The sequence below is a fragment of the Stenotrophomonas sp. P5_A9 genome, from assembly GCF_056400525.1.
The window spans coordinates 1-11,425 of sequence record NZ_JBFULC010000089.1 but is presented as its reverse complement, the minus strand read 5'-3'; the positions used below and the strand labels follow the sequence as shown (position 1 = coordinate 11,425).

The following is an 11,425-nucleotide window of genomic DNA, read 5'->3' as shown; positions in this document are numbered from 1 at the left end:
GGTAGGCCCCTGGGCAAAATAAAGGAGGAGGCCGCCACGCGGCCGGGGGACATTTGCGCCAGGGGCCTACCGGCGGCTACGGGGCCCGGACGCTTGCGACAAACCCAAGCGGAAACAGCATCAAGATCCACACCCCGCGCCTGAATTATCCGATACCACATGCACAACGCCGCGCACCATCCACCACGGCCCTTGCAAACAGGACGCCGCCGTTGAGAAGGAAACAAAAAAAGCGCGCCCGAAGGCGCGCCCTGTTTCTACGTTCGGCTACCGCGATACGCTGGAATCAGCGCTTGGCAGCGGCCGCGACCTTCAGGCCGCTGGCATCGACGCTCTTCACGCCCTTGATGCCCTTGGTCACGCGAAGTGCCTTGTCATGCTCGGCCTGGCTGGCCACGGTGCCCTTCAGGGTCACCACGCCATTGACCGTTTCCACCATCACCTCGGTACCCGGAACGTTCTTGCTGGTGAGCAGATCGGTCTTGACCTTGGTGGTGATCCAGCTATCGGTCACCGGCGCGTCGGAGTCATGCGTATCGGCATGGGTCATGGCGGCATGGTCGGTGGTCTTCGGCGGATCCTTTGCCATCGCCGACGACGTACCCAGAACCATGCCGAGGGCCAGCGAAGCAGCAAGCAGAGTGCGCRTAGTGTTGGTCATGTTCGGTGTCTCCTTGGGTGTGTGGCCAGTGTCGGGGGAAGCGCGTGTGCGGCACGTGGGCGGAACATAACGCTGCCGTGAACCACTCAGGTTCCTTGCCGGCTGTTCATGTTCCTCCGCGCGGCCGCAGCCGCTACGCTGACCCTCCCCCTCTCTCCTCTGGAGCTCACCATGGCCACGGCCCTGCAGGTGGGACTGATCGGCTACGGCCTGGCCGGCAGCGTCTTCCATGCCCCGTTGATCCAGCACACCCCCGGCCTGACGCTGCACAGCATCGTCAGTTCGCAACGCGACCGGCTCCTGCGCAGCTTCACCGACGTGCGCATCTGCGCGCATGCACAGCAACTGTTCGATGACCCGGCCGTGGATGCGGTGGTCATCGCAACCCCCAACGCCGAGCATGCACCGCTGGCCATCGCCGCACTGCAGGCCGGCAAGCACGTGCTGGTGGACAAGCCCTTCACCCTGGACGTGGCGCAGGCCGAGGCGGTGGTGCAGGCCGCGCAGGCGGCGGAACGGGTTGCCACGGTGTTCCAGAACCGGCGTTTCGATGCCGACTTCCTCAGCCTGCGCCAGCTGCTCGACAGTGGCGTGCTGGGCGACGTGGCCGAGTGCCACTCGCACTTCGACCGCTACCGCCCGCAGGTGCGGGATCGCTGGCGGGAGAGCGACGTGCCTGGTGCCGGCCTGTGGATGGACCTGGGCCCGCATCTGCTCGACCAGATGCTGCAGCTGTTCGGCTGGCCGGCGGCGATCAGCGCCGACATCACCGCACAACGCGACCACGCACGCAGCGATGACTACTTCCACGCGGTGCTGCATTACCCGCGGCACCGCGCGATCGTGCACGCCGGCTCGCTGGTCGCCGCGGCCAATCCGCGCTTTGCGGTGCACGGGCACGTGGGCAGCTATCTCAAGGACGGCCGTGACGTGCAGGAAGACCAGCTGCGCGATGGCATTGCGCCCGGCGCGCCGGGCTGGGGTCTGGATCCGCTGCATGGCCAGCACGTCGTGGTCGATGAGCACGGCCGCAGCCAGCGCAGCACGGTCGACAACGTGCCCGGCGACTACCGGCGGCTGTACGCGGCGTTCCGCGACGCGATGCTGGGCAGCGGCGCGCCCACGGTGAGCGCGGATGAGGCACTGCAGTTGATGCGCCTGCTGCAAGCCGGGGCGGAGAGTGCGCGCAGCGGGCGGCGGGTGGATCTGTGCGCATCTTCGGGCGGCGCCGATGCGCGCACCTGATCAACCTCTGCGAGGAGCCGGCCAGCGGCCGGCACTACCGTGATCCCGCCACCCACCGGCTGCATCGGCGGTCTTATTCGGTCTTGATCGCGTGGCCGCCGAACTCGTTGCGCATCGCCGCCAGCAGGCGATCGCTGAAGGAGTTCTTCTCGCGAGAGCGCAGCCGCTCCAGCAGCGACAGGGTGATCACCGGTGCCGGCACGTCCAGGTCGATCGCCTCGGCGACGGTCCAGCGGCCTTCGCCGGAATCTTCCACGTACGGGGCAATGCCATCGAGCTGCGGGTTGCGGCCAAGCGCATCGGCGCTGAGGTCCAGCAGCCACGAACGCACCACGCTGCCGTGCTGCCAGGCCTTGGCAACCTGGGCAAGATCGAGGTTGAACGCGGTCTTGTGCTGCATCAGCGCAAAGCCTTCGGCGTAGGCCTGCATCATCCCGTACTCGATACCGTTATGGACCATCTTGCAGAAGTGGCCGGCACCGGTCGGCCCGACATGCGCCCAGCCGCGGTCTTCGCCCGGCGCCAGCGTGCGGAAGATCGCCCCCACCCGCTCCACTGCCTCCGTGTCACCCCCGATCATCAGGCTGTAGCCTTCCTGCAGGCCCCACACGCCGCCACTGGTGCCGCAGTCGATGTAGCTGACGTCCTCGCCCAGCAGCTGGCCGGCGCGACGCATCGAATCTTTGTAATACGAGTTGCCGCCGTCGATCACCACGTCGCCTTCGGACAGGTGCGGTGACAGCGCGGCCAGGGTCTGGTCCACCACCTCGCCGGCCGGCACCATCAGCCACACCACGCGCGGCACCGGCAGCTGCGCCAGCGCATCGGCGACCGACGCGCTGACCTCGAAGCCGCGCTTGGCCGCGCTCGCGCGCGCGCCTTCACCGGGGTCGACGCCGATCACCCGATGGCCGCCGCGATGCAGCCGCTCGGCCATGTTGGCGCCCATCTTGCCCAGCCCGATCATTGCAATATCCATGTGTCACCTTCCAGCGTGCGAGTTGTGTTGCGGGGATGCTGCCGGCGGGGAATCGCACTGGCGAAGGCGTGCGTCGATCCAGCGCCGGTACAGCGTGGTATGCAGGTTGTGCAGGCCCAGCTCGAAGGCAAACGGCGTCCGCGGATTGCGGTCGAGCAGGCGTGCGATGTGGTACCCGACAGGACGTATACCGCGAGGATGCACGTAAATCACGAACCCCTGGTAGAACGGATCGTCCAGCAGCGCATCGAGTTCGGCCAGCAGCGGTTTCTGCTCGGCCGGCAACCCGTTGCGCCAGACCGGATCGCGCTCGGCCAGCAGCCGTTCGAAGCGGCGCGGCCCGGGTCCGGGCATGCGCTGGGCCAGCGCCCAGATCTGCCGGTTGATGGCGTCGTAATGGGTAAACCCGTCGTGCGCGCGCAGCGCACGGGCCGCCGCGTCGCTGACATTGACCACCACGAAGTTCTCGGCCTGGTTGTTGATGTCGTCCAGGAATTCGCGGTCGAACACGTGCTCGATGAAGCCCGGCGCGCCGACGAACGCCTGCCGGCCCAGCTGTGCGGTCTTGCGCGCCTTGCCATCGGCAAGGAACTCACCCGCGTGCCGGCCGAGCAGGATGCTGTCGGTCTCGTGCAGGGTCAGGAACGTGCCAATGGACAACTCGGCGGGCGTGAACTCGGCATCGAATGCCGCATCGCCGTACAGCTCGCGCTGGGTGGCCAGCTGCGCGATCTGGCGCCCCACCCCGCACTCGCTGCGGACCCGGCCATCGTAGAAGTGCTGCAGCGCCACGCTGTTGCGGCCGGCAGGTGCATACCCCCGACCGAAGCTGCGGAAGCGCTGCCAGCCCTGGGCCTGCGCGCCGCGCGCGCCGAAGCCGATCCAGCCCAACTGCAGTGCCGAAAACCGGTACCCCGGATTGTCCTGCAGCTGCGTGGTCGCACGCCGGGTGGCCTGCCCAAGCTTGAACGCATACGCGCACAGCGTGGCCGGATCGTCCAGCAAGGCCGTCATGAAGTCAGCGCGACGCGCGGGATCCCAGTCCCGGGGCAGCTGCACCCGCAGGTCACCGGCCTGCTGCGCCTGGGCCAGATCGGCGCGCTCGCAGACGGGGCCGCCGTGCACCACCGGCGCGCGGATGGGCGCGTCGGTGAAGCGCCAGCCGAGTTCTTCAAGCAGCGGCTGGGTACAGGCCGGCGCGGGCGCGGCGACGGCACTCGCCATGGCCACGCCCGCAAGTAGCAAGCCGGCCAAGGCCATCACCCAACGGCGGGGCGCGCATGATGCAGTGGGCAACGACACCGGTCCGCCTGATCAGTGCGACGGCACCGGCGTACCCGCCACGGCGGCCGGCGCCGCAGGCACATCGGCCGCAGCCGGTGCAGCGGCCGGTGGTTCAGACGGCGCCGGTGCAGGCGCGGCCGCCGCGGCCGGCAGGTACTGCTGCAGCCGATCAAAGAAGCGGCGGTAGAAGTCCGCATCCTGCACCGTGCTGCTGGCGACCKTCACCAGCGAATCGTCATTGCTGCCGAACGGCAGCGACACCGAGCCCAATGCGCCCACGCCGACACTGGCCGAGGTCGGGCTCTTCTTCAAGGCATAACGGTCCTGCACGGCACTGACGAAGACCAGCGACTGGTCGCCGCGTGGCGCGCAGGAAATACGCAGCACCAGCTGCTCGTGTTCGTCATCGCGCGGCTGGAAGTTCTTGTTGCCTTCCACCGCCGCGGTGTCGGCCCGGGCAATCGCATAGCCCTGGCTGAGCAGGGTGCGCCGTGCCGCTTCGCAGGCCTGCGCCGGGGCGCCGGGCACGCTGCGCGAATAGGTGTCGCCGGAGTCGAACGATTCACGGATCAGCGTGCTGTCAGCGGCGCGACCGCCACAGGCGGTCAGCGAGGCGACCAGCAGACCTGCCGGGATTGCGTGATACAGGCGCATGCGCGCTCCTGCGAGAACAGACGCCTCCAGCATAGCCCCGCCCGCGTATGCACCGGGTTTACATAGCGAAGGGGCGGCGCAATGGCCGGCCCTTCGTTTGTCGGGTGTTCACCGAAACCGGCCACCGGCTTCGCGCGCGCGAGGGGCCGGGGGCCGGGGGCGGGGGGGGGGGGTAGAGCCGAGCCATGCTCGGCTTGCTTTGGCTCGGCTCGGCTTGCTTTGGCTCGGCTCGGCTTGCTTTGGCTCGGCTCGGCTTGCCTTGGCTCGGCTTGCCTGTGCCCATGGCGCGGTCGGTGAGCGCAGCCGAGCATGGCTCGGCCCTACCCCCGTCCGTCCGCGACCGGTCAGTCGGCCCAGCGGCCCACGGCGGTGGACTGCGGCAGCACCTGCGCCGACAGCGGGCGGTCGGCTTCCAGCAGGTTGACCGCATCGGACAGGATCGACGCCGACTCGCGCAGCAGCGGGTCCGGACGCTTCTCGGCGGCCTTCTCACGGGCGGCATCCTTGACGATGTCGCGCTCGTTGCCGGTCAGGCCGTCGTCATTGCTGTCGTCGGCCAGCGGGTCCAGGTCCAGGCCCAGCTGCTTGCGGATCGCCTGGCGCTCGGTGCGCTGCTTGTCCTGCTTCTCACGCTCGGCGCGGCGCTCGGCCTCGTTGAGCGAGATGTACTTCTTGGCCTTCTCGGCGCGGAACTGCTCCACGTCCTCGTTCCACCACTGGAATTCCTTGTCGGCGGCAATGCGCGCGGCATGGCGGGTTTCCAGTTTGGGCAGCAGCGGGCCGAAGTTGCCGTACTGGGTATGCGGCACCGAGGCGATGCGGGTCCACGGCAGGGCGTTGTCGTAGGTGCTTTCGCCGTACTCGCTGGCATCCACGCTGGCCGGGAAGGCCAGGTCCGGCACCACGCCCTTGTGCTGGGTGCTGCTGCCGCTGACGCGGAAGAACTGTGCGATGGTCAGCTTGACCTGCCCATAGCGCTGGGTTTCCCCGCTCGGCCAGCGGTCCAGGTCGACGATGTTCTGCACGGTGCCCTTGCCGAAGGTGGTCTCACCGATCACCAGGCCACGACCGTAGTCCTGGATGGCACCGGCGAAGATTTCCGACGCCGACGCCGAGCCACGGTTGATCAACACCGCCAGCGGACCGTCCCACGCCACCGCTTCGCTGCGGTCGCTGTTGACGGTGACGCGGCCACCGGACTCGCGCACCTGCACCACCGGGCCCTGTTCGATGAACAGGCCGGTCAGCTCGATGGCCTCATCCAGCGAACCACCGCCGTTGTTGCGCAGGTCCAGCACCACGCCATCGAGCTTGTCGGCCTTGAAGCCGGCCAGCAGCTTGGCCACGTCGCGGGTGGCCGAGGCGTAGTCGGTCGCGTTGCGGCGACGGCCTTCGAAGTCCTGGTAGAAGGTGGGCAGCTTGATCACACCGACCTTGCGCGCCGGCTCACCGTCCTTGGCCGGGATGGCCAGGGTCTCGCCCTTGGCGGCCTGCTCGGCCAGACGCACCTTCTGGCGGGTCAGCACCAGCGTGTGGTGCTTGCCGTCCACGCCCTCTTCGGCCGGAATGAATTCCAGCCGCACCTGGGTGTCTTTCTTGCCGCGGATCTTGGCCACCACGTCATCGATGCGCCAGCCGATCACATCCTCGATCGGCCCGGACTTGCCCTGGCCGACACCGACGATGCGATCCCCCGCCTTGAGCGTGCCGTTGACCGCCACCGGACCGCCAGCGATGACCTCGCGGATGACCACCATGTCGTCCTGGCGCTGCAGCTGCGCGCCGATGCCTTCCAGCGACAGCGACATGGCCTGGTTGAAGTTCTCGGCGGTGCGCGGGGTGAAGTAATCGGTGTGCGGATCGACCGCGCTGGTGTAGGAATTGAGGAAGAACTGGAACACGTCCTCGCCCTTCAACTCATTGACCGACTTTTCCAGCGTCGCATAACGCTTGTCCAGCGTCTTGCGGATCTCCGCCGGCTGCTTGCCCGCCAGCTTCAGCCGCAGCCAATCGTTCTTGACCGACTTGCGCCACAGATCGTCCAGCTCGGCATTGCTCGCCGCCCACGGCACGTCCTTGCGGTCGTACTCGAACTTTTCATCGGTGCTGAAATCGAAATCCTGCTTGAGCAGCTTGCGCGCATACCCGATGCGCTCGCCCACGCGCTGCTTGTACACCGCAAACACCTGGAACGCCGGCTCCAGCTCACCGCCACGGATCGCCGTGGCGATGTTCGCCTCGAACGGCGCGAAGCGCGTCACATCGGCCTGCGTAAAGAACTGCTTGCTGCCATCCAGCGCTTCCAGGTAACGCTTGAACACGTCCTTGGAGGTGGCCGCATCCAGCGCGCGCGGCCGATAGGCATAGCGGCTGTCGGACAGCAGTCCGTAGACCAGCTTGGAGGTGGTCACCTGGTCGGGCGTCGCCGCCGACGGCAGTGCCGGCGAATCAGCGTAGGCGGCCAGTGCCAGCGGCGCGGTAAGCGCCAGGGCCATCAGGAATGCGGGGGCTTTGAATTTCATCGACTTGCTCATGGCACCTTGCCAACGGGGAGACTGCGTGCGGATCAGACCACACGACAGTGCCGAAAGTTGCGGGGTTTGTCATCCATCCCCGCGCAACGGGGATTTCCAGCCTAAACCGGGGCCTGTAGCAAATTGTGAATGGCGCAGGCGAAGGCGGCGGCCGCCAGCCGCTGGAGGCGGGAAGGACGACAAAGGGAGGTCGGGCGCAGACGATGGCAAGGCGGCGCTACGCACACCCACCAGCGCGCGTTGCGCACCGGGATAAACGAGGATCGTTCAGAAATGAACGCACCGGTGGGCTTTCACAGCGAATGAAGCAACTGCCGCTGCTCGCCCCGGCCGCTACGCCGAACCCTGTCAAGGCGGGGGCAGGCCGCCCTCTCCAGGACCGTTGGCGCCATGGGCCGGAGGCACTGCGCCCGACGGGTTGGGCAGGACGTCCAACACCGGTATTTGCCGTCGGTGCGGGACTGCATCGACGAGCAAGGCGTCAAAACGAGCACCATGGAGGGGCCCCGGCGTGTCCTGGAGAGGGCGGCCTGCCCCCTCCAAGCGCATGAACGAATGAAGCGCTGCTTCAAAAGCCTCAGGCGTCAAACGCCTCAGGCAACACCGGCACCCTTGGCCTGCACATCGGCATGGTACGAAGAACGCACCATCGGCCCCGAGGCCACATGGCTGAAGCCCAGCTCGTACCCGTAGTCCTCAAACGCCTTGTATTCCTCCGGCGTCCAGTAACGCAGCACCGGATGATGGTGCGGCGTCGGCTGCAGGTACTGACCGATCGTGATCATGTCCACGTCGTGCGCACGCAGATCGCGCATCGTCGCCCGCACCTGCTCCAGCTCCTCGCCCAGACCCAGCATGATCCCCGACTTCGTCGCGATCGACGGATGCTGCGCCTTGAAATTCTTCAACAGCGTCAGCGACCACTGGTAATCCGCGCCCGGCCGCACATTGCGGTACAGATCCGGCACCGTCTCGATGTTGTGGTTGAACACATCCGGCGGATTGGTCGCCAGGATATCCAGCGCACGCTCCATCCGCCCCTTGCCGCGGAAGTCCGGTGTCAGCACCTCGATCCGCGTCGCCGGCGACCGGGCCCGGATCGCCCCGATGCAGTCGGCGAAATGCTGCGCACCGCCATCACGCAGATCATCCCGATCCACACTGGTCACCACCACATACTTCAGGCCCATGTCGGCCACCGTCTGCGCCAGGCTCGCCGGCTCGTTCGCATCCGGCGGCTTCGGCCGACCATGCGCAACATCGCAGAACGAACAGCGCCGCGTGCACACCTCGCCCAGGATCATGAACGTCGCCGTCCCATGACTGAAGCACTCGTGGATGTTCGGGCAGCTCGCCTCCTCGCAGACGGTCACCAACCGGTTCTCGCGCAGCTTCGCCTTCAGCATCTGCACCGCGTTGCCTGACGGAATCCGCACCCGGATCCACGACGGCTTGCGCAGCACCGGCGCGTCGGCAAACTGCACGGGCGAGCGGCCGATCTTGTCACCGCCCAGCTGTTTGACGCCCGTCTGCAACGGTGCAGCGGACGGCGTGTCGCCCTGCACGATCTGCAGGGGAATGAGGCGAGCGGTCGATTCAGTCATGGCCTTGGTCGGCGGCGTTACGCCGCGTCAGTCAGATCGGGCAATTCAAGGGTCGGCTGGAGGTCCAGGCCGAACTGGCGGGCCAGATGGCCCAGCAGCACCGGCGTCACGGCCGCCATGCCGGACGGTCCCCCCAAGTCTACCACCGAGGTCACCTGCAGCCCTTCGTAGCCACAGGGGTTGATGCGGTGGAACGGCTCCAGGTCCATGGCCACGTTGAAGGCCAGCCCGTGGAAGGTGCAGCCGCGGCGGACCCGGATGCCCAGCGCGGCGACCTTCGCCCCGCCCACATAGACCCCGGGCGCGCCGTCCAGCCGTTCAGCGCCGATATTCCATTCGTCCAGCGTGTCGATGATCGCCTGCTCGATCCGGCACACGTAATCGCGCACCCCGATCCCCAGACGACGCAGCTGCAGCAGCGGATAGACCACGATCTGGCCCGGCCCGTGATAGGTCACCTGGCCGCCACGATCCACATGCAGCACCGGAATATCGCCCGGCGCCAGCACGTGTTCCTCCTTGCCGGCCTGGCCCAGCGTGAACACCGGATCATGCTCGACCACCCACAACTCATCGGCGGTGGTGTCATCACGCGCATCGGTGAAACGCTGCATTGCATGCCAGACCGGAGCATAGGCCTGCCGGCCGAGCTCACGCACGATCGCCGGCTGTGGCGGGCGCGCCCCCGGTGAGGCGGCGGTTTCGCAGGCGCTTACAGCGTCCACTTCACTTCCGGGTGGTCGCGCAGTGCCGTGTGCGCGGCATCGTACTGCTCGCGGTTGTCGGCCTTGAACACCAGCCGCACCGACACATACTTGCCGTTGGACGAGTGTTTCCAGCTGACCCGTTCGGTCAGTACTTCGACGCCGGCCAGCTCAAGCAGGCGCGGCAGTTCGCGTTCCAGCTCCATACCAGCCGCGCCCATGGCGCTGAGTTCAAACTGGCCGGGGAACTGGAAGCCGTGGTCGGGGTTGTCAGACGAGATCTCCATAACCGCGATTATGGGGACGCCGGCGGCCGAACCCAAGCGCTGCATGATCGTGCCTATAGCGGCACCCAACGCGACGTGAAAATCGGCGTTCACCAGCAAAACGTATCGGTGCGCGCGCGGCGCTGGCCAAAGCATCACGCGCTGACTACGCTGCTCCGGCATAAAAACAGAACACATCCTGAGCGGGAATCCCATGTCGTTGAAGCCCTATGCGTTGTCGGCCGCACTCGCCGGCGCCCTGGCGCTCGTCGCCCCTGCGGCGCAGGCCGCCAACCAGTGCGGTCCGGATGCGATGCGCGAGCACCCRCCGCAGGTCAATTTCCGGGTCGACAACGATCTGTTCGGCGGGGCCGACCAGGACCAGGGCTACACCAACGGCGCGCAGATCACCTTCGTCTCGCCCAATCTGGTCGATTACACCGATGACCCCTGCCTGCCGCGGCTGGCACGCTGGGTGAACCGCCATCTGGAGAAGCTGCACCCGGGCGAGTTCGAGCAGCAGAACATGATCTTCAGCCTGGCCCAGGGCATCTTTACGCCCACCGATTTCACCCGCAAGGACCTGATCGAGGACGATCGGCCCTACGCTGGCGTGCTGATCGGCAGCTTCGGCTACAACGCCCGGCGCGGCGACCGGCTGCAGACCACGCAGCTGGCGATCGGCGTGGTGGGGCCGTGGGCACTGGGCAAGGAAGTGCAGAACGCGGTGCATGACGTGCTGGGCGACGAGAAATTCCAGGGCTGGGACAACCAGCTGCACAACGAGCCGGTGTTCATGCTCACCCACGAGCGGATGCGCCGCTGGCCGGCCGATGCCAGCGTGAACGCCGGCGGCTGGGGCTGGGATGCGATCAGCCACTACGGCGGTGCGGTGGGCAACCTGGCTACCCACCTCAATGCGGGTGGCGAAGTGCGGTTCGGCTGGAAGCTGCCGGACGATTTCGGCAGTACGCCGTTGCGTCCGGCCGGCGAAAACACCGCGCCGACCCGCGGCGGGCGTCCGTCGGGCTGGTCGTGGCACATGTTCGCCACCACCGATGCGGCGTGGGTGATCCGGGATATCACGCTGGACGGCAATACCTTCCGCAACAGCCACAGCGTGGACAAGCGCCACGTGGTGGGCCAGGCCGGGTACGGCGTGGCGGTGATGCGCGGGCGCTGGAAGTTCGCCGTCGCCCGCTACCACAGCACGCGCGAGTTCGACGGGCAGAAGGAAGCGCCGGTGTTCGGCAGTTTCACCATCAGCCGATCGCTGTAACTCCGGGCGGGCGTCCGTCCGAGCCTGCGCCCGACGGCTGCCGGCGAAGGCAGGTAGTGCCGGCCGCTGGCCGGCTCCTCATCAGCCCAGACGCAGGTGCGGACGTGGCGGTCATTGGGTCAAGCGCTGGGTCGACAGCGGTCGTCGGTGGGTCGGGCGCTGGGCTCCCATGCCCTTGGAGGCGAAATAAAGGAGGAGGGGGCGGCCGTAGGCCC

At 67.3% G+C, this 11,425-nt stretch carries 10 protein-coding genes; 2 read left to right on the top strand and 8 right to left on the bottom strand.

Going from position 1 to position 11,425, the window contains the following annotated elements; translation table 11 throughout:
* Positions 1 to 286 precede the first annotated feature (286 nt).
* Complete coding sequence (locus AC1DR7_RS18925) at positions 287 to 661, bottom strand: BON domain-containing protein (RefSeq protein WP_478076617.1); 375 nt, start codon at positions 659 to 661, stop codon at positions 287 to 289.
* Positions 662 to 832: 171 nt separating this feature from the next.
* Here AC1DR7_RS18925 and AC1DR7_RS18920 point away from each other — a divergent pair, with 171 nt between their 5' ends.
* Positions 833 to 1,906, top strand: coding sequence for an oxidoreductase (locus tag AC1DR7_RS18920; protein ID WP_457318989.1), 1,074 nt, complete (start codon positions 833 to 835; stop codon positions 1,904 to 1,906).
* A 73-nt stretch (positions 1,907 to 1,979) separates the two neighbouring features.
* On the opposite strand, the gene gnd is transcribed toward AC1DR7_RS18920, so the two are convergent.
* The 7 genes from gnd to AC1DR7_RS18885 all read right to left on the bottom strand — a co-directional run bounded on the left by gnd (position 1,980) and on the right by AC1DR7_RS18885 (position 9,952).
* The gene (gene gnd / locus AC1DR7_RS18915) at positions 1,980 to 2,885 is read right to left on the bottom strand and encodes a phosphogluconate dehydrogenase (NAD(+)-dependent, decarboxylating) (RefSeq protein WP_457318988.1); all 906 of its coding nucleotides are present in this window, start codon (positions 2,883 to 2,885) and stop codon (positions 1,980 to 1,982) included.
* Between the two features lie 3 nt (positions 2,886 to 2,888).
* Positions 2,889 to 4,181: a hypothetical protein gene (locus AC1DR7_RS18910; RefSeq protein WP_457318990.1), complete on the bottom strand. Its 1,293-nt coding sequence runs from the start codon at positions 4,179 to 4,181 to the stop codon at positions 2,889 to 2,891.
* 18 nt (positions 4,182 to 4,199) lie between these two features.
* Positions 4,200 to 4,823 (bottom strand): DUF2242 domain-containing protein, encoded by a 624-nt coding sequence (locus tag AC1DR7_RS18905; protein ID WP_478076616.1) that lies wholly within the window; start codon positions 4,821 to 4,823, stop codon positions 4,200 to 4,202.
* A gap of 344 nt (positions 4,824 to 5,167) precedes the next feature.
* Positions 5,168 to 7,345, bottom strand: coding sequence for a carboxy terminal-processing peptidase (locus tag AC1DR7_RS18900; protein WP_256777559.1), 2,178 nt, complete (start codon positions 7,343 to 7,345; stop codon positions 5,168 to 5,170).
* Between the two features lie 605 nt (positions 7,346 to 7,950).
* Complete coding sequence (lipA, locus tag AC1DR7_RS18895) at positions 7,951 to 8,961, bottom strand: lipoyl synthase (RefSeq protein WP_256777558.1); 1,011 nt, start codon at positions 8,959 to 8,961, stop codon at positions 7,951 to 7,953.
* A 17-nt stretch (positions 8,962 to 8,978) separates the two neighbouring features.
* The gene (lipB, locus tag AC1DR7_RS18890; RefSeq protein ID WP_256777557.1) at positions 8,979 to 9,686 is read right to left on the bottom strand and encodes a lipoyl(octanoyl) transferase LipB; all 708 of its coding nucleotides are present in this window, start codon (positions 9,684 to 9,686) and stop codon (positions 8,979 to 8,981) included.
* Positions 9,674 to 9,952, bottom strand: a complete 279-nt coding sequence (locus tag AC1DR7_RS18885) for a DUF493 family protein (RefSeq protein ID WP_256777556.1) — start codon at positions 9,950 to 9,952, stop codon at positions 9,674 to 9,676. Before AC1DR7_RS18885 ends, lipB begins: the two co-directional genes overlap by 13 nt.
* Before the next feature lie 193 nt (positions 9,953 to 10,145).
* On the opposite strand from AC1DR7_RS18885, the gene AC1DR7_RS18880 reads away from it, so the two are divergent.
* The gene (locus tag AC1DR7_RS18880) at positions 10,146 to 11,210 is read left to right on the top strand and encodes a lipid A deacylase LpxR family protein (protein WP_256777555.1); all 1,065 of its coding nucleotides are present in this window, start codon (positions 10,146 to 10,148) and stop codon (positions 11,208 to 11,210) included.
* The last annotated feature ends 215 nt before the right edge of the window (positions 11,211 to 11,425 follow it).

Excerpts from the sequence above, each read along its gene's own strand:
- AC1DR7_RS18885 (WP_256777556.1), bottom strand. The coding sequence starts at position 9,952 with ATGGAGATCTCGTCTGACAACCCCGACCACGGCTTCCAGTTCCCCGGC.
- AC1DR7_RS18900 (WP_256777559.1), bottom strand. The coding sequence starts at position 7,345 with ATGAAATTCAAAGCCCCCGCATTCCTGATGGCCCTGGCGCTTACCGCG.
- gnd (WP_457318988.1), bottom strand. The coding sequence starts at position 2,885 with ATGGATATTGCAATGATCGGGCTGGGCAAGATGGGCGCCAACATGGCC.
- lipA (WP_256777558.1), bottom strand. The coding sequence starts at position 8,961 with ATGACTGAATCGACCGCTCGCCTCATTCCCCTGCAGATCGTGCAGGGC.
- AC1DR7_RS18920 (WP_457318989.1), top strand. The coding sequence starts at position 833 with ATGGCCACGGCCCTGCAGGTGGGACTGATCGGCTACGGCCTGGCCGGC.